28 protein-coding genes are annotated in these 26,016 nt (G+C 58.4%); 19 read left to right on the top strand and 9 right to left on the bottom strand.

Annotation, left to right across the window (positions count from 1 at the left end):
- Positions 1-37: 37 nt before the first annotated feature.
- Complete coding sequence (locus ACTJJ7_RS00340; RefSeq protein ID WP_440964739.1) at positions 38-1,237, top strand: MFS transporter; 1,200 nt, start codon at positions 38-40, stop codon at positions 1,235-1,237.
- Here the strand turns inward: ACTJJ7_RS00340 and ACTJJ7_RS00345 are convergent.
- Positions 1,232-1,951: a DUF599 domain-containing protein gene (locus tag ACTJJ7_RS00345; protein WP_130269277.1), complete on the bottom strand. Its 720-nt coding sequence runs from the start codon at positions 1,949-1,951 to the stop codon at positions 1,232-1,234. The genes ACTJJ7_RS00340 and ACTJJ7_RS00345 overlap by 6 nt on opposite strands.
- An 852-nt stretch (positions 1,952-2,803) precedes the next feature.
- Here ACTJJ7_RS00345 and ACTJJ7_RS00350 point away from each other — a divergent pair.
- From ACTJJ7_RS00350 to ACTJJ7_RS00360, 3 genes are all read left to right on the top strand, one after another.
- Positions 2,804-4,204 carry an L-serine ammonia-lyase gene (locus ACTJJ7_RS00350; protein ID WP_130269279.1) on the top strand — a complete coding sequence of 467 codons (1,401 nt, stop codon included), beginning with the start codon at positions 2,804-2,806 and terminating at the stop codon, positions 4,202-4,204.
- A gap of 155 nt (positions 4,205-4,359) precedes the next feature.
- Complete coding sequence (locus tag ACTJJ7_RS00355; protein ID WP_425350413.1) at positions 4,360-5,889, top strand: nucleobase:cation symporter-2 family protein; 1,530 nt, start codon at positions 4,360-4,362, stop codon at positions 5,887-5,889.
- 102 nt (positions 5,890-5,991) lie between these two features.
- Positions 5,992-6,426 (top strand): DUF1489 family protein, encoded by a 435-nt coding sequence (locus ACTJJ7_RS00360; RefSeq protein WP_105732907.1) that lies wholly within the window; start codon positions 5,992-5,994, stop codon positions 6,424-6,426.
- A 10-nt stretch (positions 6,427-6,436) separates the two neighbouring features.
- On the opposite strand, the gene ACTJJ7_RS00365 is transcribed toward ACTJJ7_RS00360, so the two are convergent.
- Positions 6,437-6,706, bottom strand: a complete 270-nt coding sequence (locus ACTJJ7_RS00365) for a hypothetical protein (RefSeq protein WP_105732906.1) — start codon at positions 6,704-6,706, stop codon at positions 6,437-6,439.
- A 48-nt stretch (positions 6,707-6,754) separates the two neighbouring features.
- Positions 6,755-8,167 (bottom strand): SPOR domain-containing protein, encoded by a 1,413-nt coding sequence (locus ACTJJ7_RS00370; RefSeq protein ID WP_425350426.1) that lies wholly within the window; start codon positions 8,165-8,167, stop codon positions 6,755-6,757.
- 222 nt (positions 8,168-8,389) lie between these two features.
- Between ACTJJ7_RS00370 and ACTJJ7_RS00375 the strand changes: the two genes are divergently transcribed.
- The 7 genes from ACTJJ7_RS00375 to ACTJJ7_RS00405 all read left to right on the top strand — a co-directional run bounded on the left by ACTJJ7_RS00375 (position 8,390) and on the right by ACTJJ7_RS00405 (position 14,885).
- Positions 8,390-8,722, top strand: coding sequence for a phasin family protein (locus ACTJJ7_RS00375; protein ID WP_105732905.1), 333 nt, complete (start codon positions 8,390-8,392; stop codon positions 8,720-8,722).
- 186 nt (positions 8,723-8,908) lie between these two features.
- Positions 8,909-9,262 carry an ATP-dependent Clp protease adapter ClpS gene (gene clpS / locus ACTJJ7_RS00380; RefSeq protein WP_105733146.1) on the top strand — a complete coding sequence of 118 codons (354 nt, stop codon included), beginning with the start codon at positions 8,909-8,911 and terminating at the stop codon, positions 9,260-9,262.
- A gap of 6 nt (positions 9,263-9,268) precedes the next feature.
- Positions 9,269-11,743 carry an ATP-dependent Clp protease ATP-binding subunit ClpA gene (gene clpA / locus ACTJJ7_RS00385; RefSeq protein WP_440964743.1) on the top strand — a complete coding sequence of 825 codons (2,475 nt, stop codon included), beginning with the start codon at positions 9,269-9,271 and terminating at the stop codon, positions 11,741-11,743.
- A gap of 66 nt (positions 11,744-11,809) precedes the next feature.
- Complete coding sequence (locus ACTJJ7_RS00390) at positions 11,810-12,568, top strand: AzlC family ABC transporter permease (RefSeq protein WP_105732903.1); 759 nt, start codon at positions 11,810-11,812, stop codon at positions 12,566-12,568.
- Entirely contained in the window at positions 12,565-12,912 is a 348-nt protein-coding gene (locus tag ACTJJ7_RS00395) for an AzlD domain-containing protein (protein WP_105733145.1), read from the top strand. Before ACTJJ7_RS00390 ends, ACTJJ7_RS00395 begins: the two co-directional genes overlap by 4 nt.
- A gap of 72 nt (positions 12,913-12,984) precedes the next feature.
- Complete coding sequence (locus ACTJJ7_RS00400; RefSeq protein WP_440964744.1) at positions 12,985-13,932, top strand: phosphatase PAP2 family protein; 948 nt, start codon at positions 12,985-12,987, stop codon at positions 13,930-13,932.
- A gap of 14 nt (positions 13,933-13,946) precedes the next feature.
- Positions 13,947-14,885, top strand: coding sequence for a phosphatase PAP2 family protein (locus tag ACTJJ7_RS00405; protein ID WP_440964746.1), 939 nt, complete (start codon positions 13,947-13,949; stop codon positions 14,883-14,885).
- Here the strand turns inward: ACTJJ7_RS00405 and ACTJJ7_RS00410 are convergent.
- From ACTJJ7_RS00410 to ACTJJ7_RS00425, 4 genes are all read right to left on the bottom strand, one after another.
- The gene (locus tag ACTJJ7_RS00410; RefSeq protein ID WP_105732900.1) at positions 14,882-15,316 is read right to left on the bottom strand and encodes an HIT family protein; all 435 of its coding nucleotides are present in this window, start codon (positions 15,314-15,316) and stop codon (positions 14,882-14,884) included. The two genes, ACTJJ7_RS00405 and ACTJJ7_RS00410, sit on opposite strands and share 4 nt — an antisense overlap.
- A 156-nt stretch (positions 15,317-15,472) precedes the next feature.
- Positions 15,473-16,657, bottom strand: a complete 1,185-nt coding sequence (locus tag ACTJJ7_RS00415) for a GNAT family N-acetyltransferase (protein WP_105732899.1) — start codon at positions 16,655-16,657, stop codon at positions 15,473-15,475.
- Between the two features lie 115 nt (positions 16,658-16,772).
- Positions 16,773-17,492 carry a glycerophosphodiester phosphodiesterase gene (locus ACTJJ7_RS00420; RefSeq protein WP_440964749.1) on the bottom strand — a complete coding sequence of 240 codons (720 nt, stop codon included), beginning with the start codon at positions 17,490-17,492 and terminating at the stop codon, positions 16,773-16,775.
- Positions 17,493-17,494: 2 nt separating this feature from the next.
- Entirely contained in the window at positions 17,495-17,959 is a 465-nt protein-coding gene (locus ACTJJ7_RS00425; protein WP_105732897.1) for a RidA family protein, read from the bottom strand.
- 120 nt (positions 17,960-18,079) lie between these two features.
- On the opposite strand from ACTJJ7_RS00425, the gene ACTJJ7_RS00430 reads away from it, so the two are divergent.
- Complete coding sequence (locus tag ACTJJ7_RS00430; protein WP_105732896.1) at positions 18,080-18,904, top strand: cell envelope integrity EipB family protein; 825 nt, start codon at positions 18,080-18,082, stop codon at positions 18,902-18,904.
- A 2-nt stretch (positions 18,905-18,906) separates the two neighbouring features.
- Here the strand turns inward: ACTJJ7_RS00430 and ACTJJ7_RS00435 are convergent, their stop codons facing one another.
- Entirely contained in the window at positions 18,907-19,188 is a 282-nt protein-coding gene (locus tag ACTJJ7_RS00435; protein WP_440965095.1) for a helix-turn-helix domain-containing protein, read from the bottom strand.
- Positions 19,188-19,511: a type II toxin-antitoxin system RelE/ParE family toxin gene (locus ACTJJ7_RS00440; RefSeq protein ID WP_440964752.1), complete on the bottom strand. Its 324-nt coding sequence runs from the start codon at positions 19,509-19,511 to the stop codon at positions 19,188-19,190. Before ACTJJ7_RS00440 ends, ACTJJ7_RS00435 begins: the two co-directional genes overlap by 1 nt.
- Before the next feature lie 278 nt (positions 19,512-19,789).
- Between ACTJJ7_RS00440 and rpsB the strand changes: the two genes are divergently transcribed.
- The 7 genes from rpsB to rseP all read left to right on the top strand — a co-directional run bounded on the left by rpsB (position 19,790) and on the right by rseP (position 25,866).
- Positions 19,790-20,584, top strand: coding sequence for a 30S ribosomal protein S2 (gene rpsB / locus ACTJJ7_RS00445; RefSeq protein ID WP_105732893.1), 795 nt, complete (start codon positions 19,790-19,792; stop codon positions 20,582-20,584).
- A 117-nt stretch (positions 20,585-20,701) separates the two neighbouring features.
- Positions 20,702-21,625 (top strand): translation elongation factor Ts, encoded by a 924-nt coding sequence (gene tsf / locus ACTJJ7_RS00450; RefSeq protein WP_105732892.1) that lies wholly within the window; start codon positions 20,702-20,704, stop codon positions 21,623-21,625.
- A 101-nt stretch (positions 21,626-21,726) separates the two neighbouring features.
- Positions 21,727-22,449, top strand: a complete 723-nt coding sequence (gene pyrH, locus ACTJJ7_RS00455) for a UMP kinase (protein ID WP_105732891.1) — start codon at positions 21,727-21,729, stop codon at positions 22,447-22,449.
- 55 nt (positions 22,450-22,504) lie between these two features.
- Positions 22,505-23,065 carry a ribosome recycling factor gene (gene frr, locus ACTJJ7_RS00460; RefSeq protein WP_105732890.1) on the top strand — a complete coding sequence of 187 codons (561 nt, stop codon included), beginning with the start codon at positions 22,505-22,507 and terminating at the stop codon, positions 23,063-23,065.
- A gap of 40 nt (positions 23,066-23,105) precedes the next feature.
- On the top strand, positions 23,106-23,825 hold the full coding sequence (locus tag ACTJJ7_RS00465) for an isoprenyl transferase (protein ID WP_105732889.1): 720 nt from the start codon (positions 23,106-23,108) through the stop codon (positions 23,823-23,825).
- On the top strand, positions 23,822-24,673 hold the full coding sequence (locus ACTJJ7_RS00470; RefSeq protein WP_105732888.1) for a phosphatidate cytidylyltransferase: 852 nt from the start codon (positions 23,822-23,824) through the stop codon (positions 24,671-24,673). Before ACTJJ7_RS00465 ends, ACTJJ7_RS00470 begins: the two co-directional genes overlap by 4 nt.
- A 53-nt stretch (positions 24,674-24,726) precedes the next feature.
- Positions 24,727-25,866: an RIP metalloprotease RseP gene (rseP, locus tag ACTJJ7_RS00475; protein ID WP_105732887.1), complete on the top strand. Its 1,140-nt coding sequence runs from the start codon at positions 24,727-24,729 to the stop codon at positions 25,864-25,866.
- Positions 25,867-26,016: the final 150 nt, after the last annotated feature.

The raw sequence follows: 26,016 nt of genomic DNA on the forward strand, positions 1-26,016 counted from the left end.
GAGCGCTCGAATCAGCATTTCCCCGTTAGTCAACTCCGTGATCAATCAAGTTCGCCATCCCATCTGGATCAGCACGGCCAAACGTCCGACCGCCCGGGTGTTTGCGATCCTCTTCGGCATCGAATCGATGGCACGGGCGATCATCACCAGCGTGGTGCCGATCCAGACCTACGACCTGCTGCAGAGCGAACGCAGCGTCAGCATCCTCTATACCTGCATGTCGATGCTCGGACTGATGGTCACCCTGTCGATTCCGCTGCTGATCGTCCGCATTCCGCGCCGCTGGGTCTATACGGCCGGCGCCACCTCGCTGATCCTGGGATGCTGCGCCTTCGCGCTGGATACGGTGCCGGGGCAGGCGGCGGGCCTGTTCCTGCGTACTTTCGGGGCAGGCGCACTGTCCATCACGCTCAGTCTCTACATCATGGACCATATCAAGAAGGGCGAACTCGTGCGCGCGGAGTCCGTGCGCATGGCGACGGCAACCTTTGCCTGGACGGCCGGGCCGTTCCTCGGCGTCTTTCTCTACAGCACCATCGGTATGATCGCGCCTTTCCTGTTGTCGATCGGCTTTTCCCTGCTGCTTCTCACACTGTTCTGGTATTTTCGCCTCAGCGACAATCCCGCCCTGCAGAAGGGCCCGAGCCGTGCCGCCAATCCCATCGCCAATGTCCGGCGGTTTGTCGCGCAGCCGCGCCTGCGGCTCGCCTGGCTCATCGCTTTTTCGCGGTCGTGCTACTGGAGCACCTTCTTCGTCTACGGGCCGATCCTGATGGTGGCGACGGGCCAGGGTAAACTGGCGGGCGGTCTGCTTGTCTCGCTCGGCAACCTCTTTCTGCTGGGGTCGATCCTGTGGGGCAAGGTCGGCATGGCCAAGGGGCTGATGCGGACGATTTCAGGCGTTTTCATCCTGCTGGCCATTGCGCTGGCCGGGGCCGGGCTGGCGGGTGAGAAATTTCCGATGATCGCGGCGCTCATGCTGCTTGCCGGAGCGTTTTTCTGCGTTGCGCTGGACACGCTGGCCTCGACCACCTTCATTCGCGCGGTTCACCCGCATGAACGGGCGCAGATGACCTCGGTCTACCGGACCTATCTCGATTTTTCCGAGCTTCTTCCGGCCTTTTTCTATTCGATCATCCTGACATTCTTCAGCCTTGGCGCGATCTTCATCGCCCTGGGCATGCTGATGGTCTTCACCGCCGTCATTGTCTGGCGCTACCTGCCGCGCGGCCTATGAATCTGCATTGGCATTGTTGCGCAGGAGCGCATCGCGGGCATTGGAGAAGAACTGACGGCGCAGGAGCACGACCGCCACAAGGCTGGTCGTGATCATGAACAGCACGGGATCAAGAAACCATCCGAGATAGCCGATGGAAAAGAAGATGCCGCGCAGTCCGCTGTTGAAGTGCTGACCGGCGAGGATGTTGATCTCGGCCGCCCGGTTGACGCTGAAAATGACCTGCGGATCATCAGGCGCCTTGTCGCGGGCCATGGGCACACCGCCGATGAGAATCGAGCAGTAGTTGAACAGCCGGTAAGCCCAGGCGAATTTGAAAAAGGCATAGGCGAAGAGCACCAGCAGGCCGAGAACCTTGGTTTCAAACAAGCGCTCGGTCGTCTCGCCGAGGAACGGGATATCGTGGAACAGCGTGACCACCCGGCCGGATGAATTCAGCAGGCCGAAACAGCCGCCAATGGCCAGAATCGACGTTGACGCAAAAAAGCCGGTGCCCTGCTGCAGGCCGATCATAATGCTGGTGTCAATCATGCGCAATTCGCGGCTCGACATGGTGGTCATCCACTGCCGCCGGGCAAGGTTCATTTCCGATGTCAGCGAGCGCCGGTTGAGAAACCCCTTGTCCGTGGTGCGCGAATAGAGCACCCACACGCCAAAGAAATAGACGAGGGCGAGCGCATCGAGCCAGTAGGACATAAAGCGGGCGGGTTCCATGCGGGCTCTCTCGGTATGAGCAAAGACGTCGACAAACACATGACTCAGTTTGCGGATTCACTCAACACGAATTTACCCCAATCGTAAACGCCGCGGTGTATTGAAACTTTCTTTAACGCTTTGAAATCATTGAAGTCATGCGGCGGGTGCAATTCAGCCATGCGTCGCGCTGCCCTGATTTTGCCATCTTTGGCGTTGCGAAGGACGGCATGGACGGATATACCCGCGTTCCCAGAGAGGGAGCGTTTCGCCAGAATCGTGTCCTTTCGAGAGCAACAGGGAAATACAAAATTCATGGACGATAGCGTTCAAAAGTCCTGCTGGGGCATTACTGCCTGGGCAGTCCTCGGTTTCGCAGTGATCATGCTGGTAACCTACCTCGTCGTCATTCACTGAACTGAAAAACAGGCTCCAGTCCAGTTGAGCCGAAATAAATTTCTGATGGAGGGGTGTAGGGTCCAGACCCGTTAATCTGATCGAAATGGCGCCTGAAACGGCAAGAAGATGCGAGGAGAGGCGCGAAGGGCGGGGCCTTTCCCCCGGCCGAGCGGCTCGACACTGCAGCTTGCAGCCGTTTCGGCGTCCGCAGGATATGGCCTTTTCGCCCGGCTACAGCGTCGCAAAGGACTTGAGAATGGATAAACATTCCCATCGCCTCCGCTCCTTGTCTCCGAACGAAAAGTCTCATACCATTTCGACCAGATTAACGGGTCTGGACCCTAGTGCGTCTGCACCCTTTTTCTTTGGCCCGGCATGTCGTAGAAGCACAAGGCTAGGTCGGTGGCTGGCTTCGGCTCAAGCCTTGGAGCGGCCATTATAGCGCGATGCAATTTCACCGTTTGAGGTAGCCGGATGTTCCTGTCGGTTTTCGATCTTTATAAAATCGGCATTGGTCCTTCGAGTTCCCATACGATGGGCCCGATGACCGCCGGCGGCCTGTTTCTGGAAGAATTGAAGAACGGCCAGTGGCCGCGCCCCACTGGCGTCAAGGTCGACCGCCTGCGCGTGCATCTGCATGGATCGCTGGCGTTCACGGGCATTGGCCATGCGACGGACCGGGCAGTGATCCTTGGCCTGTGCGGCCTTCTGCCGGCCACGGTCGATCCCAACCAGATGGATGCGTTGCTTGAAACGGTCAAACAGGAGAAGCGCATTCGCCCGGAAGGGCATCCCGCCTACCGCTTCGATCCGGCAACCGATCTGATCATGGACCGCAGGACGCCGCTACCGGGGCATGCCAACGGCATGGCCTTCGAAGCCTATGATGCGGATGAGCGCCTGCTTCTGCGCCGGATTTTCTATTCGATCGGCGGCGGCTTCGTCGTCACCGAGGAAGAGCTGGAAAGCGCAAAGACCCGCACCGCACCAAAACCCGAACATCCCGTGCCGTTCCCGTTCAAGAACGCGGCCCAGATGCTGGCCATGAGCGCGGAGAGCGGGCTCTCCATCGCGGAAATGAAACGCCGCAACGAAGAAGTCTTCATGAGCCGCGACGATCTCAATGCCGGTCTCGATCGCATCTGGTCGGCCATGCGCTCCTGCATCGATCGCGGGCTGGAGCAGGAAGGCATCATGCCGGGCGGCCTCAAGGTCAAACGCCGCGCCCGCTATCTGCACGACCGTCTGCAGGAAGAGTGGCGGCAGAACCGCATGAATCCGCTGCTGGCCAATGACTGGCTGTCGGTCTACGCCATGGCGGTGAACGAGGAGAACGCTGCGGGCGGACGGGTGGTGACCGCGCCGACCAATGGCGCTGCGGGCGTGGTTCCCGCCGTGCTGCGCTACTACCTGCATTTCCATGACGATGCCGATGCCGATGGCATTCGCGATTTTCTGCTGACATCGGCGGCCATTGGCGGCGTCATCAAGCACAATGCCTCGATATCAGGCGCGGAAGTCGGTTGTCAGGGCGAGGTGGGCTCTGCCTCGGCCATGGCGGCGGCCGGGCTTGCTGCTGTGATGGGCGGCAATGCCGCGCAGATCGAGAATGCGGCTGAAATTGCGCTGGAGCACCATCTCGGCATGACCTGCGACCCCGTGGCCGGGCTCGTCCAGGTGCCCTGCATCGAGCGCAATGCCCTGGGCGCAGTCAAGGCGGTGACGGCCGCATCCCTGGCGATCAAGGGGGATGGCACGCATTTCGTACCGCTCGACGCCTGCATCGAAACCATGCGTCAGACCGGCAATGATATGAACGAGCGCTATAAGGAAACCAGCCTTGGCGGTCTTGCGGTCAATGTCGTGGAGTGCTGAGATTGATTGAAGCGGCGCGTGCAATACCCGCACGCAGCCGAAAACACTTTCAATAAATCAGATACAGTCAAATCCCAAAAAGCTGCCATAGTTTTCCTCCCGCCCGATCAGCAATGTTTGGTTGGGCTGCATAAAGGTATTGGGAGGACACTACCTTGGCATCACGATTGATTGAAACGACGCCGGAGGACCGTCCGGAGGACGAGAATCTGGGGCTGGCGGCCAACATGGCCTATGGCTTTCAGCATGTACTGACCATGTATGGCGGCATCATTGCCGTTCCGCTGATTCTGGGCCAGGCGGCAGGGCTGTCATCGAACGACATCGGCCTTTTGATCACCGCGTCGCTGTTTGCCGGCGGGCTGGCGACGATCCTGCAGACGATGGGCTTGCCCTTTTTCGGCTGCCGTTTGCCGCTCGTTCAGGGCGTGTCGTTTTCCGGCGTGGCAACCATGGTCGCCATCACCGGCAATGGCGGCATCGAGGCGGTGCTGGGCGCCGTCATGGTCGCCTCGTTCATCGGCCTTTTGATCACGCCGGTCTTTTCCAGGATCACCCGGTTTTTCCCGCCACTGGTCACCGGGATCGTCATCACCACCATCGGCTTGACCCTGATGCCGGTTGCAGCGCGCTGGGCGATGGGCGGCAACAGCAAGGCGCCGGATTTCGGCAGCATGGCCAATATCGAACTGGCGGCCGTGACCCTTGTCATCGTGCTTCTGCTCAGCAAGGTCGGCAGTGCCCGCATTTCACGGCTGTCGATCCTGCTGGCCATCGTCATCGGTACCCTGATTGCACTGGCGCTTGGAATGACCGACTTCTCCAAGGTAAGCGAAGGGCCCTTCATCGCCCTGCCGACGATCTTTCAATGGGGGTATCCGACCTTCCAGCTGGCGGCGATCATTTCCATGTTCATCGTGATCATGGTCACGCTGGTCGAAACATCGGCGGATATCCTGGCGGTCGGCGAGATCATCGAAACGAAGGTGGACTCGCGCCGCCTCGGCGATGGTCTGCGCGCCGATATGCTGTCGAGCCTGATCGCGCCGGTGTTCGGCTCGTTCACGCAAAGCGCCTTTGCCCAGAATGTCGGGCTGGTTGCCGTGACTGGCATCAAGAGCCGCTATGTGGTGGCGACGGGCGGTCTGTTCCTTGTCGTACTGGGTCTGCTGCCGGTCATGGGGCGCATCGTTGCGGCGGTACCGAGCGCCGTCCTCGGCGGCGCGGGCCTCGTGCTGTTCGGAACCGTGGCTGCCAGCGGTATACGCACGCTGTCGAAGGTCGACTATGCCAACAACATGAACCTCATCATCGTCGCCACGTCGCTCGGGTTCGGCATGATCCCGATTGCATCGCCGAATTTCTACGATCATTTCCCCACATGGTTCGCCACGATCTTCCATTCCGGCATCAGTTCGGCCGCACTCATGGCAATCGTGCTGAACATCGTGTTCAACCATCTGACGGCGGGCAATTCGGACCAGCAGTCGGTGTTCGTTGCCGGTACCGAGCGGGTGCTGCGCTATCAGGACATCGCGCAGTTGCACGACGGCGACTATTTCCTCAATGGCAAGCTCTATGACGCCAAGGGCGTGGAGGTGCCGGTGGTTGCAGCGGACGTTCATGCACCGGCTGCCAAACGGCAATCGGGCGGCGGGGCGGCCATACCCGCAACCGGTCACTGAAATTTTCACCGGCGGGCGGCATCGCCATGCCCCCGCCGGTGCTTTGTGGAGAACCAGCCGGTTTCGGTTGACGTTGCCGCCCGAAAGCGTCAAATCTCGTGCATGGCTCTCAATCTCGTCAAACTCTGCGTCGGCTGCACTGCGATCGAAGATCTCGCGGCGTGGATCGATTTCCGCCTGGATGAGCGCAGGCGCGCGGGCCTGTCGCCCGAGCAGTTCCACACGACGCGCATGGTTCCCAAGCGCGTGGAGGAATTGCTGGCCGGTGGATCGCTCTACTGGGTGATCAAGGGCAACATCCAATGCCGCCAGATACTGACGGACATTCGCACCTTCACCGATGATGAGGGGATTTCACGCTGCCATCTGGTGCTGGATCCGCGCATCATCGCGACGGAATGGCAGCCGCGGCGGGCGTTCCAGGGCTGGCGTTATCTGACAAGCGAAGATGCACCGGCGGATGAAGGGCAGGGCAAAGGCCGGGCCAAATTGCCGCCGGAACTGCGCAACGAGCTGGCCTCTTTGGGGCTGCTCTAGACCCGAATTCTCAGGAAACCTTGAGCCGGACCGCCGTCACACCCTTGTGACCGGCAGCACGGATATGCAGGCGCACGGGAGGCATGGCGGCACGCCGTGTTCTGGCCGCCTGGCACAGAAGCACGTTTACCAGGTCCATCGTCTTGAACGCTGAGTTACCGCGCCGCAGATCGGCAAGACGCTGCGCCGCCTGCTGCAACGCCTGCATACCGCCAAAGAGCGAGCGGGATTCCTTGCCGGCAGCACCGGCAGAACCATGGAATTCATTGACACTCGACATTCGCAAAACCCTCAACTCTGTACCAACTGGGTCTTTCAGATCACTGCCTTACGATTGGGGCGCAATTGCAAAGCAATGGTAGTTTTGACGCTTCAATGCAGTGCAGGCATTGTTTGCAGCCTTGGCTGAGGCAATGCCGGCAAAGCGGGCGCGGTAATAGGTTGCCGAACCCTTCTGGAATTTTTCGGTGTAGGGCGACAGGGTGGCAAGCGAACCGCCGACCTCGGACGCTGCGCGGGCAAGAATTGCCTTGGCTTCATCGGCGCTGCCCATCGACCCGATCTGCACCATCCAGCCGCTGGCTGTGCCCTTGTCGGAAGCCGAAGCGGTGGTCACCGGATCGACCTCAGCCTCATCGTCGGATTCGGCAACGTCTGCACGTGCGGTCGGGGTTGGAACGGTCAGGATTTGCGCGGCTGGCGACTGGGCCGGAGCAGAGGCATAGGCGGTCACGACATTGCTGGTCTTTGCAACAACTTCGGCGCGCTGCGTCGGCATCGGTGCATCGTCGTCCTCGGGGAGTTCAACGGCAGCGACCTGAACCTTGCTGTTCTTGCGCGAGGCCAGGAGATTGCCGCCGTCTCGGCGCGAAGCGCCCGGCAGATACTGCTCGATCAGCTTGGCCATCTGCGCATCGCGGGCACCGCCGCTGGTGCCGCCCATCACCACGGCAACCATCTTCTTGCCATCAACATTCACCGACGAAACAAGGTTGAAGCCGGAATCACGGGTATAGCCGGTCTTGATGCCATCGACACCGCGTACCTTGCCGAGCAGGCGGTTGTGACCGGCGATGCGGCGGCCGCGATAGCTGAAGCTGCGCGTGGAGAAATAATCATAATATTGCGGGAAATGTTCGCGCAGGGCGATGCCGAGCAGGGCAAGATCGCGCGCCGAAGAGCGCTGCTGCGGATTGGGCAGGCCCGAGGCGTTGCGGAAGGTGGTGTTGCGCATGCCGAGCTGGCGCGCCTTGTTGGTCATCATCTGGGCAAAGCGCTGTTCCGAACCGCCAAGATATTCGCCGATGGCTGTCGCCGAGTCATTGGCCGATTTGGTGATGACGGAGAGGATGGCCGCTTCCGCGCTGATGGTCTGGCCGGGCTTGAAGCCGATCTTTGTCGGCGGTTGTCCTGCGGCATAGGCCGAAACGGGAATGGGTGTCGACTTTGAGACTTTTCCGGCTTCCATCGCTTCAAACAGCATGTACAGCGTCATCATCTTGGTGAGGGATGCCGGAAAGCGCTGGGCATCGGCATTGGATGAATAGAGCGTCTTGCCGGTATTGGCATCCACCACGATGGCCGATGCCTTTGAGGATGCTTCTGCCTTGGGTGTCTGTGTCAGGCCTATTCCGGAAGCGAGCGCCAAAGCCAGGAATGTATGGGTGAGTCTGGTAAAAAATCTGGAACCTTGGCGGGCTGGATAAAGCACAATCAACACCTGCTCATACTTAAAGCGTATATGGAATTTGACTGACGTAATGTTGCGTCAGGTACGGATCGTCGAACATTACCCGCAACAGCGTTACCAAACTGTTTATGGTAACCGGAATGTTCACGAATTCAGCGGCATTGCGCTGTTTAAAATTGTCGGAAATTATTGCGATGCACAAAAAAATTGACTTTTTGTGCGGTGCACACTAAATATGGCTACGAGGAAATTTAATCCAAGGAAGGATTTATCATGGCCAATCCATTCGAAACTCTGAGTGAATCGAGCAAGGAATTCGTCAACACCTCGATGAAGAGCGTTTCCGTTCTGTCTCAGGGTTTGCAGACAATCGCCAATGAAGCGGCTGAATACTCGAAGAAGTCCTTCGAAGACGGCACGGCACTGGTTGAAAAGCTTGGCACGACCAAGTCGGTTGAGCAGCTTTACGAGGCGCACACCGCTTTCTCCAAGAAGGCCTATGAAGCGTTTGTTGCCCAGGCGACCAAGTTCGGCGAACTCTATGCCGATCTCGCCAAGGAAGCCTACAAGCCCTACGAGGCGGCAGTTGCCAAGGTCACCAAATAAATCCAGCCTTATTTTCGGTTTGAGGAAGGTCCGGTTGCACGCGCAACCGGACTTTTTTTATCTGCGCGCCCGAAAACGGGCCGAGTGATATTGCATGCTTTGTGAGAGGGCTTAAAATCAGCGCGTTGCGACCTACATAGAATGCACAGGGCAACACATGACCACCAAATGCGGGTATTGGAAGAGATGAAGCGGTTTGCACCAACAATGCAAGATGAAGACAAAGGCAGCGGCAATGGCCCCGGCCGGGGAACGGCTGTCATCACACGTACCAAGCCTAAGCTGAAGAAGCCGAGTCTTTACCGGGTGTTGCTCCTGAATGACGATTACACTCCCATGGAATTCGTCATTCATGTTCTGGAACGCTTTTTCCAGAAAAACAAAGAAGATGCCACACGCATCATGCTTCATGTGCATAATCATGGGGTGGGAGAGTGTGGAGTCTTTACCTATGAGGTCGCCGAGTCCAAGATGACCCAAGTCATGGACTATGCGCGGCAAAACCAACATCCGCTACAATGCGTGATGGAGAAAAAGTGAGGTTTCATGCCATCTTTCTCACCTAGTCTGGAGCGGGCCCTCCATCAGGCGCTGACAATCGCGAACGAGCATCATCATGAATATGCGACGCTGGAGCATCTGCTCCTCGCACTCATCGATGATCAGGACGCGAGCAGTGTCATGCGCGCCTGCAATGTTGACCTCGCACAGCTGACCCGCACCGTGACCGATTATGTCGATCACGAACTGGATAACCTTGTCACCGGGTATGATGAGGACTCAAAGCCAACCGCCGCGTTCCAGCGCGTCATCCAGCGCGCCGTTATTCACGTTCAATCCTCCAACCGTGAAGAAGTCACCGGCGCCAACGTTCTTGTGGCCATTTTCGCCGAGCGGGAAAGCCATGCGGCCTTCTTCCTGCAGGAACAGCAGATGACCCGTTATGACGCGGTCAACTACATCTCCCATGGCATCTCCAAGCGCCCCGGCGCGTCGGAGCCGCGCACCCCGCTGGGTGCGGAGAGCAACAATGAAGAAAACCACGCTTCCGAGTCGGAAGAGGGCGCGACGAAGAAGAAGCAGGATGCCCTGACGGCCTACTGCAACAATCTGAACGACCGCGCGAAAGCCGGCAAGATCGATCCGCTGATCGGCCGCGATCAGGAAATCAACCGGACGATCCAGATTCTGTGCCGCCGTTCGAAGAACAATCCGCTCTATGTGGGCGATCCCGGCGTGGGTAAGACAGCCATCGCCGAGGGTCTCGCCAAGCGGATCGTCGAAGGCAAGGTGCCGTCGGTTCTTGCCGATGCCACGGTGTTTTCGCTCGATATGGGCACATTGCTGGCCGGAACCCGCTATCGCGGTGATTTCGAGGAGCGCCTGAAGCAGGTCATCAAGGAACTTGAGGAGTTTCCGGGGGCGATCCTGTTCATCGACGAGATTCACACGATCATCGGTGCGGGTGCCACATCGGGCGGTGCGATGGATGCGTCGAACCTTCTGAAGCCGGCATTGTCCTCCGGTGCCATCCGCTGCATCGGCTCGACGACGTACAAGGAATTCCGCCAGTTCTTCGAGAAGGACAGGGCGCTTGTCCGGCGTTTCCAGAAGATCGATGTCAATGAACCGTCGATCCCGGATGCCATCGAGATCATGAAGGGTCTTCGTCCGTATTTCGAGGACTTCCACAAGGTCAAGTACACGGTGGAAGCCATCAAATCGGCGGTGGAACTGTCGGCGCGCTATATCAGCGACCGCAAATTGCCCGACAAGGCCATCGATGTGATCGACGAGACGGGCGCCAGCCAGATGCTGCTGCCGGAAGGAAAGCGCAAGAAGTCCATCGGCGTCAAGGAAATCGAGGCCACCATCGCGACGATGGCCCGCATTCCGCCGAAAACCGTGTCCAAGGATGACGAAGCTGTTCTGTCCAATCTTGAGGCCGAACTGAAGCGTGTCGTCTATGGCCAGGATCTGGCAATCGAGGCCCTGTCCTCCTCGATCAAGCTGGCCCGTGCCGGCCTGCGCGAACCGGAGAAGCCAATCGGCTCCTACCTGTTCTCGGGCCCGACCGGCGTCGGCAAGACCGAAGTGGCCAAGCAGCTGGCGCTGTCGCTCGGCGTGGAACTCCTGCGTTTCGACATGTCGGAATATATGGAGCGCCATACGGTTTCGCGTCTGCTCGGTGCACCTCCCGGCTATGTCGGTTTCGACCAGGGCGGTCTTCTGACCGATGGCGTCGATCAGCATCCGCATTGCGTGCTGCTGCTCGATGAAATCGAAAAGGCGCATCCGGATCTGTTCAACATCCTGTTGCAGGTCATGGATCACGGCAAATTGACGGATCACAATGGCAAGCAGATCGATTTCCGCAACGTCATCCTGATCATGACCACCAATGCCGGTGCGTCGGATGCGGCGCGCTCGGCCATCGGTTTCGGCTCCTCGCGGCGGGAGGGTGATGATATGGAAGCGATCAACCGGCTGTTCACGCCGGAGTTCCGCAACCGTCTCGATGCCATCATTCCGTTCGGTCCTCTGCCAATTCCGGTCATCCATCAGGTGGTGCAGAAGTTCGTCATCCAGCTTGAGGCACAGCTTGCCGATCGCGGCGTGACGTTCGATCTGAAGCCAGAGGCAATCGCCTGGCTGGCCGAAAAGGGGTACGACGACCGTATGGGCGCCCGTCCGCTTGGCCGCGTCATTCAGGAACACATCAAGAAGCCGCTGGCTGACGAGGTGCTGTTTGGCAGGCTGAAGAAGGGCGGTACCGTTGTCGTCTCGGTGGTCGAGAAGGCCGATGGTTCCAAGGGGCTTGTGCTTGACTATATCGCCGACGAAGTGGCGGTGAAGCCGAAGCAGGAAATCGCCGTCGAGAAAAAGCCGGTGGCGAAGAAGAAGCCCGCGCCGAAGAAGCCGATACTTGAAAAAGTAACGTCCGGTCCTTCCATCGCCGACGAGCCAACACCGCCATCGCGCGGCAAGGCATCGGTGCCGAAGGTGCCGCGCAAGAAGTAATGAAAAGGCCGCCTCCGGGCGGCCTTTTTCTTGCTGGCATGGCAGGATCGGGCTATCGATTGAATCATGGGCGATTCCGAATTTCCTTCATCACAGACGCCGGTAGACGACAGCGTGAGAACGCGGTTCTCATGGTTTCTGTCCGGCATGGCGATGATCTTCAGCATTCCGGCCTTCATTCTCATGACGGCGCATGTCGGCTTTGCCGGTTTTGCCAGTGAAAATGGCGTGTCGCTGCTGCAGGCAACCTTCATGGTTGCGGCAATCTGGGCGCTTCCGGCCAATATCGTCCTGATCGGTGCGATTTCCGGCGGCTATTCGCTTCTCGGGGCGTCGATTGCCGTTGCCCTGTCGTCAATCCGCCTCATGCCGATGGTGGCTGCCTTCATTCCGGAAATGCGCGGGCCGAAGACGCGCCGGATCACGCTGCTTTTCCTGTCGCATTTCATTGCCGTCACCGCCTGGGTCATGGGTATGGAGCGGTTCCGCCACATACCGCGCGATATGCGTGTCAGTTACTTCGCCGGTCTCGGCATCACGCTCACCGTGACCAATGCGCTTGTGGTGGCACTCGTCTATTTTCTGTCGACGGATTTTCCGCCGATTGTGTTCGCGGCGCTGTTCTTCCTGACGCCGATGTATTTCCTGACGTCGTTGTGGGGATCGGCGCGCGACCGGTCGGTCCACGTGGCGATGGTATCGGGTCTGGCGCTGTTCCCGCTCATTCATCATCTGGCACCGGCCTATGATCTGCTGCTGACGGGTCTTGCCGGCGGTGCGGTGACGATGGGCTATGTGCGGTGGGCGAGGGCGCGCGCAGCATGACCTGGCACAGCCTGACCGACTGGTGGTGGCCCTATCTCTTCATCCTGCTGGCGGGCTGGCTGCCGACGGACATCTGGCGGTATCTGGGTGTTCTCATCGGCGGGCGGGTGCGCGAGGATTCCGATGCGCTCATCGCGGTGCGCGCCATTGCAACAGCGCTTGTAGCCGGAGTGATCGCCCAGCTCATTCTCTATCCCAGCGGATCGCTCGCCGAGTCCTCGGTGTTTTTGCGCCTTGGCGCCGCCGCCGTCGGGTTTCTGGCCTATCTGCGCCTTGGCCGCCATGTGATTGTCAGTGTGATTGCTGCCGAAATCGTGCTGATTGCCGGGTTGTATGTTTCATGAAACGTGAAGCATTTCGATTCAGCCATCCTTAAACCCCGCAGGCTATGCTGGGCCTGCATAAAGGGCTCAACGATGATCTTGCATCCGGCTGAAAAGATTTGCGCAGGCATCGTGGCCGCATTGTTTGTGATCGATGCGGTGCTGATTGCCGTCAAGGACGTCGGTGTCGACTGGTTCAACTACGCCGTGGTGTGCGCAATTGGCGGCACAAGCATCGCAATCGGCCATATCTACCGCACGATACGCGGCGAAGAAAAGATCGCGCTGGCAGCAACCGGAGCCGGCCTGTTCATTCTGTTTACGATTGCCGGCTCAATCTTCAATTATCTGCTGCTGCCTGTGGGTGACCGCCGCATCGATCCGCTTCTTGCCAGGCTTGATGCGGCGATTGGGTTCTCCTGGACGGACGCCGTTGTCTATGTGGCGGAGATGCCCGCGCTCGGCACCGCCCTGCGCTGGATTTACGCAAGCTCGATGCCCCAGCTCGTTGTGATCGTTCTTATTCTTGGCTTTTCAGGACAACGGGAACGCCTGCACCGTTTCCTGCTGACAGGCATTGCAAGCGCCCTGATATCGATAGCGGTCTGGGCGCTGTTCCCAAGCTCCGGGCCCGCGGCATTCGAAGTTCTGCCTCCCGGCGTTTCGGATTCGTTCGCGGTGATCGTCGGCAACAGCTACGGCGCGGAACTGAATCGCCTGGCTCTGGCGGGACCCGTCTTTCTTTCACCCGCAGATGCGCTGGGTTTGATCGCTTTTCCCTCATTCCACACGGTTATGGCGTGCATGGCTGTCTGGTTCATGGTCAGGACGCCATTTGCCTTCCCGGTGTTTATCATCGTCAACACGCTGATGCTGCCGGCCATCCTTGTGCAAGGCGGTCATCATCTCGTCGACGTCATCGGCGGGTTTGCCGTGTTCGGACTGGCTTTGCTTGCCAGCAAGCTGCTGATGACCGTCACCTTGGTGTTCCAAAGATATCCCACGGTATCCGCGGCATCGCCGCAGCGCCTGCCATCGTAACATGCGGAGTCCGGATGAAATCGAATAATCAGACCCTTTGGAAGGCATTGATTGTTGCCGGAATACTGCTGATCGACGCGGTGTGGATTGCCGCATCTGACTTCCGGTTCGACACCTCGAGTGCTTTGAAGGTGGTCGTCCTGACGGGACTCTGCGGCTTCGCTGCTTATGTCTATCATGCCAAACGGCCGAGGCGTCATTTTAACGTGATGTGCGTCGAAACGGCCATTCTCATGGCATTCAGCGCTGCTGCGGCGGTGTTGAGCTATCTGGTGACGTCGCTTGATTTTCCCGCCATTGACGCCACGCTTATGCGCCTCGACGCTCTGATTGGCTTCGACTGGCTCACCTATGCACGCTATGTCAGCGAACATCCGTGGCTGGGTCTGGTGTTTTCGATCACCTATTTGACTACATTGGCGCAAGTCGCATGTGCCGTCATCGTCTTCAGCACGATGGAAGACACGAAAAAGGCGCAGCACTTCGTTGCGGCCGTTATGGCGGGTGCCCTAGCGTGCATCTTCATTTCGGCAATTTTGCCTTCAGCAGGGGCATTGGCGACCATCAAACCGGCCGACACCATCTGGAAAATACACAGGCCAGTGGTGGATCTTGCCTATAAGCAGACCTTCTTTGATCTGCGAACAGGCGTTGAGCAGTGGATTTCACTCAATTCCATCAAAGGGCTGATCGCATTTCCATCCTATCACGGAACCCTTTCAGTCCTGCTGGTTCTGGCCTTTTCCGGCGTCCGGTTCTGGTTCTTCCCCATCCTGCTATTGAATACCATCATCCTGATGGCCACACCAATCGAGGGAGGGCATCATCTCGTTGATGTCATCGCCGGCGCCGGTGTGGCGCTGATGTGCTGGTACGGCATGGGTCTTTTCTACAAATCTGCCCATGTCTATCCGGCCGGGACGGTTTCCCGCCCGGCAATGGCGACAGCCTAGAGCATGTCCGCAAGCGCCGATCGTATTTTCTCGGCATTCTCGGCCAGAACGCCCTGGTCTTCCATCTGTCCCGTATGCGGCTTGAGCGCGATGCCCTCGAACCGGGGAATGATGTGGAAATGCAGATGGAAAACCGTCTGGCCCGAGGCCGGTTCGTTGAACTGGATGACCGTCACGCCATCCGCGTCAAAGGCTGTCTTGACCGCGCGTGCGAGCTTCTGCGTCGTGGCAATGGCGGCGGCAAGGCTGGCCGGTGCGGCATCAAGAATATTGCGCGAGGGCTGCTTGGGTATGACCAGGCAGTGGCCCTTGCCCTGCGGCATCACATCCATGAAGGCATAGGTGTCGGCATCCTCATAGAGCTTGTGCGAGGGAATCTCGCCGCGGAGGATTTTTGCGAACACATTGTTGTCGTCATAGGTCTGGCTCATGGGGCACCCGTCTTTCCTGAATGATGAATCGGATGTTTGCCGTGTGCTCGTGGTCCGATTCTGACATTCGCATAGTGCAGATGATGTCAAATGGGATGCGAATGTCAAATTCGTTCCACTAGCGCAAGGTCAAGCATGCCCGGGCAAATGGTGTGTTCAGCAGTCGGATTTCTTGAACGGTGCGTGCTCGTTCAACACGTCGCTCATCATGGCAACGTCATTGCGCTCGTGCTCGAGAAAACCGGCAACGGCGCGGCGCAACCCCTCATGCGCTATATAGTGGGCGGAATGGGTGGTGACCGGCAGATAGCCGCGCGCCAGCTTGTGCTCGCCCTGGGCGCCTGCCTCGACCACATGCAGCTTGCGTTCGATGGCAAAATCGATGGCCTGGTGATAGCAGACTTCGAAATGCAGGAACCGGTGGTCTTCGATGCAACCCCAGTGGCGGCCAAACAACCGGTCGGAACCGATGAAGTTGATCGCCCCGGCGATGTAGCGGCCATCGCGCCGCGCCATCATCAGGACGATGTCGCCGGGCATGCGTTCGCCGATCAGCCGGTAGAATTCCCGGTTCAGATAGGGGCGGCCCCATTTGCGGTTGCCGGTGTCCGTATAGAAGGTGAAGAAGTCGTCCCAGACCGGTTTGGTCAGGGCGCTGCCGGTGAGGCGGTCGATGGTGATGCCGTCGGCCAGTGCCTCGCGCCGTTCGCGCTTCAGGGCCTTGCGTTTGCGCGCGGCAAGGCTATCGAGAAAATCATCATAGGTTTCATAGCCTTGGTTGAAGAAGTGAAACTGCTGGTCGATGCGGTGCAGGAAACCGGCTTCGGTGAATGCCGGCAGATCGTCCGTATTCACAAAGGTTGAGTGCGCGGATGAAACCCCGAGCTGTCCGGCAAGCTGCCGCAGGCCATTGGCAAGGGCCGCCCGGACGGCCGGACCGTCCCAATCGCGATGCACAAGCAGGCGAGGGCCCGTCGCCGGTGTAAAGGGAATACTGGCCTGCAGTTTGGGATAATAGCGTCCTCCGGCCCGTTCAAAAGCATCCGCCCAGCCATGGTCAAAAACATATTCGCCCTGGCTGTGGCCCTTCAGATAGCAGGGAACCGCGCCGATGACGCTGCCTGCTGCATCCTCAAGACGCAGGAATTGCGGCAGCCAGCCAGCCTTGCGGTCGACGCAGCCGGAATCCTCTAGCGCGGAGAGAAAGGCGTGGGAAAGAAACGGATTGTAGCCGGGCGAGTTGTTCGATGTTCCCGAGAGCTGCGACCATTCCTCCGGCGTAAACGCGCCGATTCCATCGCCGACGCGCAAGGTAAACTCGCCCTGATCAAGATTTGACATTGCTGAACTTGGTTTCCCGACGTTGCCGGCAGGATGAAAGTCGCCTCGCTGCCTCTGGTTAAACTAGGTATTCCACCCGGCGATACAAGAGGCAGCGCGGCATGACGGCCGTGTTTCAAACAGCGCGCGGATCAAAGCCCTCGAACGTGATCTGATCCACATGCGCATCGCTCGTGGTCTTGTCAGCGGGGCTGCGCACCGTCCACGAAATGACGGGCAGGCCGAGCCTGCCTTTCACAAAACCGACAAAGCGGTTTTCCAGATGATGGACATTGTAGGAGACGAAATCGATGTCATGGGCGAGCATGGAAAAATGCGCTTCCAGATCGCTGTCACCGAGACCTTCCGCCGTGAGCCCGGCCGGAATTCCCGGAGCGTCCCTGCCGAACAGCCGGATGAGGTGATGGTCGAACGACATGATGGCGGCATCGCCGTCATACCCGGCCAGATCCCCGGCGACTGCCTTGACGAGACCATCGTCTCTTCCTGGAATCCCCTTCAATTCGATGACAATCGGCACGCGGCCGGCAATGAGCCTGAGCGCTTCGGCCAGTGTCGGCACGTGATCCTTCGTGCCGCCGACCCGCAACCCGGCAGCATCCGCCACGCTGACATCATGAATATTGCCGGGCTTCCCGGCGAGGCGATCGAGCGTGCCGTCGTGAAACACCAGGGCCTTGCCATCGGCGGAGAGGTGCACATCGCATTCGATGGCAAATCCGGCGCTTGCCGCCGCATCAAAGGCTGAAAGCGTATTCTCCCACCGGGATTTGTTGAGATCATGCAAACCGCGATGGGCAATGGGTGTCTTCGTCAGCCAATCTAGCGATGCCATGATCAGCGAACCTCGATGATCGCTTCGATTTCAACCGGCGCATTCAGCGGCAGAACGGCTGTGCCCACGGCGGAGCGGGCATGACGGCCCTTGTCGCCAAGCACCGCCACGAGCAGGTCGGACGCCCCATTGGCGACGAGATGCTGTTCGGTGAAATTGCTGGAGGAGGCGACAAACACCGTGATTTTCACGATACGCTCAATCTTTTCCAGATCGCCGAGCGCGGCCTTTGCCTGGGCAAGGATATTGATGGCGCAGGCCTTTGCCGCTTCCTGGCCCTGCGCCAGATCAACATCAACACCGAGCAGGCCGGTATGGACCAGCTTGCCCCCGGCCAGCGGCAATTGCCCCGAGGTGAGGAGCAGTGAGCCGCTGCGCGCGAAGGGCACGTAGTTTGCGGCCGGAGCGGCGGCAACGGGCAGGGTAATACCAAGGTCGTTTAGACGGCTGTCGATGGTGCTGGTCATTGGGTCTCTCATCCTTCTCATGCGGAATCGCAAGTGATTGTGAATGAAGTTGCGATTTTTGCCTCGCTTCCGCCAAGAGTTTTTTTAATATGGCCATTCGAAAACTGGAGAATCTTGTCAATGCGTCTATTCCCCGTCCTCGTTTTCAGCCTGAGTGCCCTTGGTCTTTCCGGATCGTCGATGGCACTTGCCGCTGGAACAGCGACTCTCGTGCCACACCGCGCCATTTACGATCTCAAGCTGGATAACGCGCAGGAAAGCAGTGGTATCACGGGGCTGACAGGCCGCATGGTATACGAATTCAACGGTTCGGATTGTGAAGGTTACACGACAAATTTTCGCTTTGTGACGCGCGTCGACATGGAAGAGCAGCCCCAGCGGGTTACCGACCAGCAGACAACGACATTCGAGTCGGGCGATGGCGCCAAATTCCGTTTCGTCAACAAGACATTTGTCGACCAGAGCCTGACCAAGGAAGTGCGCGGCGATGCGCTTCGGGACAAGGACAAGACGGAAATCTCCCTCACCAAGCCGGAAGCCAACAAGGAAAATCTCGAGCTTTCGCAGTTCCCGACACGCCATATGCAGGAACTCATCGAGAAGGCGATCGCCGGTGATGTTTTCTACCAGACCAAGCTGTTCGATGGTTCAGAGGATGCCGATAAGGTGATGGCGACGACGGTGGTCATCGGCAAATCCGCACCCGGCGATTCCGATGACGAGACGAAGAAGATGGGCCCGCTTGCCAAGGAAAACACCTGGCCCGTCTCCATCGCCTATTTCGACGATACGGACAAATCGGAAGGGCTGCCCAGCTACCGCATCAATTTCAAACTCTATCGCAATGGCGTCACCCGCGATCTCAAGATGGATTACGGTGATTTCTCCATGACCGGAAAACTGGTCAATCTGGAGCTTTTCGACGCGCCGAAGTGCGCGAAGTAGACTTAGGCCGCCTGACTGATATCAAGCCGGACGGTGAGTCCGGCATCTCTTGCAATATTGATCAGCGTATCCAGACTGAAATGCGTGATCCGTCCCCGCAACAGATCATTCAAGCGGGGTTGCGTTAATCCGAGACGCTGCGCAGCCTCGACTTGAGTGAGCTTCCAGCTTTTTACCTGTTGCTCGATTGCAATCATCAGACTGGACCGCATGGACATATTGGCGGCTTCCGCTGGGTCGGTTTCCAGGGCATCCCATACATTTGAAAAGCTCTCTCGCTTCATCATTTTATCTCCAGAAGTCTTTGTAGCCGCAGGGCAGCTATATTCAGATCCTTGCTTGCTGTTTTCTGCGCCTTCTTCTGAAATGCATGCAGAACATAAATGACGTCCGCCAAAGCGGTGATGTAGATAACCCTGAAGGCTCCTTGGCTATCCCGTACACGTATTTCACGCACTCCATTTCCAATGGCAGACATTGGCCGCCAATCCGTTGGATGCAAGCCAAGCTGCAACTTATGCAGTTGAACGCCGATCTCCTTGCGCGCGGACTCAGGGAAATCACGCAGTGACGGGAGTGAATCGCCAAGAAACTCCATGCGTTTCATATTTGCCGCCCATTATATCAATTTTTGTATAATACCCGCAAGAGTGTAATGGATCGGCCGAGGGGCGGACATTGAACGATGGTTGTAAGACGGCTGTTGCAACCAAGTACGATGAAAATCAGCTCCGCCTCTTGCGTTTGCCGGCAATATCCATTAACAGCCGCTTCATTCCACACACGGGATTTGGGTTGATATCGGGAGAAATCCGATATGGCCTCCGGTGGCGGGTCTCCCGCCTCTTTCCTGTGGAGGTTAAACCGGAAAAGGAAAACTAAGAGATGGCATTGCCTGATTTCAGCATGCGTCAGCTCCTCGAAGCTGGCGTTCACTTCGGCCACCAGACACATCGCTGGAACCCGAAAATGGCACCATACATTTATGGTGACCGCAACAACATTCACATTCTCGACCTGGCCCAGACTGTTCCGCTGCTTCACCGCGCGCTGCAGAAGGTTTCCGACACCGTAGCCCGTGGCGGCCGCGTTCTGTTCGTTGGCACCAAGCGCCAGGCTTCTGATATCATTGCCGATGCGGCAACCCGTTCGGCCCAGTATTATGTCAACGCCCGCTGGCTCGGCGGCATGATGACCAACTGGAAGACGATCTCGAACTCCATTCAGCGTCTGCGCAAGCTGGACGAACTTCTTTCGGGCGAAGCACAGGGCTTCACCAAGAAGGAACGCCTGAACCTTGATCGTGAACGTGAAAAGCTCAACCGCGCCCTCGGCGGTATCAAGAACATGGGTTCGATCCCGGACCTGATCTTCATCATTGATACCAACAAGGAAGCGATTGCCATTCAGGAAGCCAAGCGTCTTGGCATTCCGGTTGTAGCCGTCATCGACTCCAACTGCGATCCAGACCAGATCGACTTCCCGATCCCCGGCAATGACGACGCTTCGCGCGCCATTTCGCTCTATTGCGATCTGATTGCCAAGGCTGCTCTCGACGGCATCCTGCGTCAGCAGGGCTCGCTCGGCATCGATGTCGGCGCCCAGGAAGAAGCACCTGTCGAGCCAGCGCTCGAAGAGCCGGCACAGGCTCCTGCACAGGACGGTGAAGCCTCCGCTTGAGGCTTCATACACCCGTCGTAACGGGTGACTAAAAACAATCGTATTGGCGCATGACGCGCCGCAAAGTTGGCATGCTGGTTTCCCCAGTATGCCTTCGCTTTGAGAAGAGGCGACATAATGAGCATTTCTGCATCACAGGTAAAAGAACTCCGCGAAATCAGCGGTGCCGGCATGATGGACTGCAAGGCAGCCCTGACCGAAACCAATGGCGACATGGAAGCTGCCGTTGACTGGCTACGCGCCAAGGGCATTTCCAAGGCCGACAAGAAGGCCGGCCGCACGGCTGCCGAAGGTCTGGTTGGCGTTGCAACGAACGGCAAGAAGTCGGTTGTTGTTGAAGTCAACTCCGAAACCGACTTCGTTGCGCGCAACGACGCGTTCCAGGACATCGTCCGCAATGTTGCAACCGTAGCGCTTGGCACCGACGGTTCCACCGCTGCCGTTGCTGCTGCGACCTATCCGTCAACCGGCAAGCCGGTTGTCGACACCATCAAGGATGCGGTTGGCACGATCGGCGAAAACCTGTCTTTCCGCCGCTCTGCAGCACTCAGCGTTAGCGAAGGCGTTGTTGCAACCTACATCCACAACGCGGTTTCCGATAATCTCGGCAAGCTCGGTGTGCTCGTTGCCATTGAAACAGCTGGCAATGCCGAGGCTGCCAATGCATTCGGCCGCCAGGTGGCCATGCATGTTGCAGCAACCAACCCGCTGGCCCTGACCGCCGCGGAAGTCGATCCGGCTGCTGTCGAGCGCGAAAAGGCTGTGTTCACCGAGTCCGCCCGCCAGTCCGGCAAGCCGGACAACATCATCGAGAAGATGGTCGAAGGCCGCCTGCGCAAGTTCTACGAAGAAGTCGTTCTTCTCTCGCAGGCTTTCGTCATCAATCCTGACCTGACTGTCGAAGCCGCTCTGAAGGATGCGGAAAAGGCAATCGGTGCACCGGCCAAGATCACGGCATTTGCCCGTTTTGCTCTGGGCGAGGGCATCGAGAAGGAAGAGACGGATTTCGCAGCGGAAGTTGCAGCAGCTGTGAAGAAGTAATTTCACAACTGACGAAATCAGAGGGCATCGCGTGACAACGCGATGCCCTTGGTGTATCCGGGCTTCGAATATCTGAAATGCACGACTCTGCGGGAGGTCTTATGGTTGGTACGGCTGTCTATAAACGCGTTCTGCTGAAAGCCTCCGGTGAAGCCCTTATGGGCGATCAGGGTTTCGGTATCGACGTTGCGGTTGCCGACCGTATTGCCAGTGATATCGCCGAAGCGCGGGCGCTCGGTGTTGAAGTCGGGGTGGTGATTGGCGGCGGCAATATCTTTCGCGGCGTCGCTGTCGCGTCAAAGGGCGGCGACCGGGTCACCGGCGACCACATGGGCATGCTTGCCACGGTGATCAATTCGCTGGCCTTGCGCACCTCCCTTGTCAAGATCGGCATAGACACCGTCGTCCTCTCCGCCATTGCGATGCCTGAATTGTGCGAGACGTTCTCGCAGAGACAGGCGACAGCCTATATGGATATGGGAAAGGTCGTGATTTTTGCCGGCGGCACGGGCAATCCGTTCTTTACGACAGATTCGGCCGCAGCCTTGCGCGCAGCCGAAGTGGGCGCCGATGCCCTGTTCAAGGGCACGCAGGTTGACGGCGTTTACACCGCGGATCCCAAAAAGGACCCCAGCGCCGTCCGCTTTGAGCGACTTACCCACAAGGAGATGCTTGATCGCGGCCTTACGGTGATGGATACAACAGCCGTGGCCCTTGCGCGCGAGAACAATATCCCAATAATTGTCTATTCAATCCACGAAAAGGGTGGTTTTGCCGAAATTCTGCAGGGCAGAGGACGCGCGACAATCGTTTCCGACGATTGACCCGCCAACCTCGCAGGGGCTGACCAGAATAACGGAAGATATAGGAGCGTTGAATATGAGTGATGCACTCGATTTGAATGACCTGAAGCGTCGCATGGATGGTGCCGTGCAGGCATTGAAACACGACCTCAACGGCCTGCGGACAGGCCGTGCGTCGGCGAGCTTGCTGGAGCCGATCACCGTCGAGGCCTACGGCTCGCATATGCCGCTCAATCAGGTCGCCAACATCACCGTGCCCGAATCGCGCATGCTGGCCGTTTCGGTCTGGGACAAGTCGATGGTCGGCAAGGTCGAGCGCGCCATTCGTGAGTCCGGTCTTGGCCTCAATCCGATCACCGATGGCAACAATCTGCGCATCCCCCTGCCGGAACTCAATGAGCAGCGCCGCAAGGAACTCGTCAAGATTGCCCATCAATATGTCGAGCAGGCAAAAGTTGCCGCCCGCCATGTTCGCCGCGACGGCATGGACGAATTGAAGAAGCTCGAAAAGGATGGCGCCATCAGTCAGGATGACAACCGCGTCCTTTCCGAAAAAGTACAGAAGCTGACGGACGAGACCATTGCCGAAATGGACAAGGTCGTTGCTGTCAAGCAGACGGAAATCATGCAGGTTTAGTCTGTTTTTCGCCCGTTAATACCACCGGAGGTTGAATGCTATGTCCAATCCGAGCCACATTGCCATCATCATGGATGGAAATGGCCGTTGGGCAAAGGCACGTGGCCTGCCACGCACTGCCGGTCACAAGGCGGGTGTCGATGCGCTGCGCGAGACCATTCGCGCCGCCGGGAAGATGGGTATTCCCTATCTGACCCTGTTTGCGTTTTCATCGGAAAACTGGTCGCGCCCGCGGTCCGAAGTGTCTGATCTGATGGGGTTGCTCAAGCTGTTCATCCGCCGCGATCTGGCTGATCTGCATCGCGAGAATGTGCGCGTGCGCATCATCGGCGAGCGGGATGGTCTGGCCAAGGATATACGCGCGCTCCTGACCGAAGCGGAAAGCCTGACGGAAAAGAATACGGCGCTGACGCTGATCATCGCCTTCAACTACGGCTCGCGCAATGAAATCACCCGCGCGGTGAAGGCGCTGCTATCAGATGTCACGTCGGGCCTTTTGACCCAGGATGACGTGACGGCCGAGGCGATCTCCGCGCGGCTCGATACCGCGGGCATTCCGGATCCCGACCTGATCATTCGCACCAGCGGCGAGATGCGGCTGTCGAACTTCCTGCTCTGGCAGGCGGCCTATTCGGAATTCATGTTCCTGCCGTGCTATTGGCCGGATTTCAAATCCACCCATCTGGCGGAAGCCATCGAAACCTTCCACATGCGCGAGCGGCGTTTTGGCGGGGTCAATCAGCAGGAAATCGCCCTGTGACGGCTTCAGGGCCATCGGCACCGGACAAGGGCACGGGCCGTCTCAGCAATCTGCATAAACGAACCCTCAGTGCCGTTGTTCTGATCGCAATCGCCGTTGGCCTGACCTGGGTCGGCGGTGTGCCGTTTGCGCTCATGGCGAGCGCCATCGGACTGGGCGTCTTCTATGAATGGCACGCGATAACACTCGACCGCTCCAATCGGCTGACGCGCGGCGTTGCCTGGGCCTGCCTGATCGTGGTGCTTGGACTGTTGCTGCTGTCGCACAACGGGCTGCTGATCATCGGCATTTTGCTGGCCGGAGCCGTGCTGACGGCGGTGCTGGGCGGACGGCAGTCCGGGCTGTGGCCGGCGATCGGCCTGCTCTATGCCGGATTTCCGTCCATCGCGCTGACATTCGTGCGCGGCGACACCGGGGATGGCTTTGCTGCTGTTCTGTTCCTGTTTGCCGTTGTCTGGTCGACGGACATTTTTGCCTATTTCAACGGGCGGGCACTGGGTGGACCAAAACTGGCGCCGCGGTTCTCACCGAATAAAACCTGGTCGGGCGCCATTGGCGGCGCGGCCGCGGGCGTGGCTGCCGGCGTGGCCTGTGCCGCGTTCATTACCCCGGCTGGCGGCGTACCCATTCCGTTGATCGCCTTCGTGCTGTCGGTGACCGCCCAGATTGGCGATCTCGGCGAATCATGGGTCAAGCGCAAGTTTGGCGTCAAGGATTCGGGATATATGATCCCCGGTCACGGTGGCGTGATGGACCGGGTGGATGGACTTGTGGCCGCGGCGGCATTGCTGTACCTGATCGGGGCAATTCTCGTGAAGCCGGAAACGCCTTACGATATTCTTTTCTAGCAGGCTGAGCCCAGGTGACCCTCTGATGGGTTGGGCAAGGCCCGGAGGACACTTTGACGGATACGCTGAGCTATATCTTCGGCACGCACGGTTTGCTTATCGGTACGATTTTACCCTTTCTGATTGTACTAACGGTTGTCGTCTTCGTTCACGAGATGGGGCACTATCTCGTCGGGCGGTGGTGCGGCATAGGCGTTAAGGCCTTCTCCATCGGTTTTGGGCCCGAACTGTTCGGTTTCAACGACCGCAGCGGCACCCGCTGGAAGCTGTCGGCGATCCCCCTGGGCGGCTATGTGAAGTTTGCCGGCGACGAAAGTGTGGCCAGTTCGCCGGTTGCATTGCCGGAAACCATGACCGCCGAGGAGCGCGCCGTTGCTTTCCACACCCAGCCGGTCTGGAAGCGCGCGGCGACGGTTTTTGCCGGTCCGGCGTTCAATATTCTGCTGACGGTTGCGATCTTTTCCGTCTTTTTTGCGCTCTATGGCCGCATGGTGGCCGATCCCGTCGTGGCCGAAGTGCGTCCGGGCGGGCCCGCTGCCGTGGCAGGATTTCAGCCCGGCGACCGCTTTATCAGCGTGGACGGGGACAAGGTTGAAACCTTTGCCGATGTGCAGCGGCACGTTTCGGCGCGTGCAGGCGATTCTCTGAAATTTGTCGTCGAACGCAAGGGGCAGGAGGTCAGCCTGACTGCCACGCCGGAGCTGGCCGAGCAGAAGGATGCCCTGGGCAATCCGGTGAAAATTGCCGTGATCGGCGTGGTGAACAATCAGGAATACGGCAACTTCCGGCGGGTGACCTACAACCCCATCGAATCAGTCGGACAGGCGGTGCGTGAAAGCGGTTTCATTATTGCCCGGACAGGCCAGTTTTTCAGCCGCTTTTTTGCAGGCAGGGAAGACAAGTGTCAGCTGGGCGGGCCGGTCAAAATTGCCACGATGGCAGGGCAGGCGGCCAGTCAGGGGGTCGACTGGCTGATTCAGCTGACCGCCATGCTGTCGATCGGCATCGGTTTGCTCAATCTTTTCCCCCTGCCGCCGCTGGATGGCGGGCATTTGATCTTTTACGCCGTGGAAGCGGTCATCCGCAGGCCGGTGAGGCCAGCCGTTCAGGAGATTTTCTTCCGCATGGGCTTCCTTCTGGTGCTTGGATTCATGGGTTTTGTTGTGTTTAACGATCTTTTCGCCTGCCGGTGATGAAAATTAAACATTAGTGAAAATTACAGAGGTGGGGTGGAAAAGCGTTATGATCTGTTTACTATAAGCTGTGAATGGCGTGGCAGGGATGCCACGCTTTCGTGTGAAGTAAATAGATTTTAACCGTAAGCCTTGCGTGTATGTAAAAAC

It is taken from the genome of Phyllobacterium sp. 22229 (assembly GCF_052056495.1).
Taxonomy (GTDB): domain Bacteria; phylum Pseudomonadota; class Alphaproteobacteria; order Rhizobiales; family Rhizobiaceae; genus Phyllobacterium; species Phyllobacterium myrsinacearum.

Coding starts and splice junctions, on each gene's coding strand:
- ACTJJ7_RS00345 (WP_130269277.1), bottom strand. CDS start 1,951: ATGGAACCCGCCCGCTTTATGTCCTACTGGCTCGATGCGCTCGCCCTC.
- ACTJJ7_RS00350 (WP_130269279.1), top strand. CDS start 2,804: ATGTTCCTGTCGGTTTTCGATCTTTATAAAATCGGCATTGGTCCTTCG.
- ACTJJ7_RS00360 (WP_105732907.1), top strand. CDS start 5,992: ATGGCTCTCAATCTCGTCAAACTCTGCGTCGGCTGCACTGCGATCGAA.
- ACTJJ7_RS00365 (WP_105732906.1), bottom strand. CDS start 6,706: ATGTCGAGTGTCAATGAATTCCATGGTTCTGCCGGTGCTGCCGGCAAG.
- ACTJJ7_RS00375 (WP_105732905.1), top strand. CDS start 8,390: ATGGCCAATCCATTCGAAACTCTGAGTGAATCGAGCAAGGAATTCGTC.
- clpS (WP_105733146.1), top strand. CDS start 8,909: ATGAAGCGGTTTGCACCAACAATGCAAGATGAAGACAAAGGCAGCGGC.
- clpA (WP_440964743.1), top strand. CDS start 9,269: ATGCCATCTTTCTCACCTAGTCTGGAGCGGGCCCTCCATCAGGCGCTG.
- ACTJJ7_RS00390 (WP_105732903.1), top strand. CDS start 11,810: ATGGGCGATTCCGAATTTCCTTCATCACAGACGCCGGTAGACGACAGC.
- ACTJJ7_RS00395 (WP_105733145.1), top strand. CDS start 12,565: ATGACCTGGCACAGCCTGACCGACTGGTGGTGGCCCTATCTCTTCATC.
- ACTJJ7_RS00400 (WP_440964744.1), top strand. CDS start 12,985: ATGATCTTGCATCCGGCTGAAAAGATTTGCGCAGGCATCGTGGCCGCA.
- ACTJJ7_RS00405 (WP_440964746.1), top strand. CDS start 13,947: ATGAAATCGAATAATCAGACCCTTTGGAAGGCATTGATTGTTGCCGGA.
- ACTJJ7_RS00410 (WP_105732900.1), bottom strand. CDS start 15,316: ATGAGCCAGACCTATGACGACAACAATGTGTTCGCAAAAATCCTCCGC.
- ACTJJ7_RS00415 (WP_105732899.1), bottom strand. CDS start 16,657: ATGTCAAATCTTGATCAGGGCGAGTTTACCTTGCGCGTCGGCGATGGA.
- ACTJJ7_RS00420 (WP_440964749.1), bottom strand. CDS start 17,492: ATGGCATCGCTAGATTGGCTGACGAAGACACCCATTGCCCATCGCGGT.
- ACTJJ7_RS00425 (WP_105732897.1), bottom strand. CDS start 17,959: ATGACCAGCACCATCGACAGCCGTCTAAACGACCTTGGTATTACCCTG.
- ACTJJ7_RS00430 (WP_105732896.1), top strand. CDS start 18,080: ATGCGTCTATTCCCCGTCCTCGTTTTCAGCCTGAGTGCCCTTGGTCTT.
- ACTJJ7_RS00435 (WP_440965095.1), bottom strand. CDS start 19,188: ATGAAGCGAGAGAGCTTTTCAAATGTATGGGATGCCCTGGAAACCGAC.
- ACTJJ7_RS00440 (WP_440964752.1), bottom strand. CDS start 19,511: ATGAAACGCATGGAGTTTCTTGGCGATTCACTCCCGTCACTGCGTGAT.
- rpsB (WP_105732893.1), top strand. CDS start 19,790: ATGGCATTGCCTGATTTCAGCATGCGTCAGCTCCTCGAAGCTGGCGTT.
- tsf (WP_105732892.1), top strand. CDS start 20,702: ATGAGCATTTCTGCATCACAGGTAAAAGAACTCCGCGAAATCAGCGGT.
- pyrH (WP_105732891.1), top strand. CDS start 21,727: ATGGTTGGTACGGCTGTCTATAAACGCGTTCTGCTGAAAGCCTCCGGT.
- frr (WP_105732890.1), top strand. CDS start 22,505: ATGAGTGATGCACTCGATTTGAATGACCTGAAGCGTCGCATGGATGGT.
- ACTJJ7_RS00465 (WP_105732889.1), top strand. CDS start 23,106: ATGTCCAATCCGAGCCACATTGCCATCATCATGGATGGAAATGGCCGT.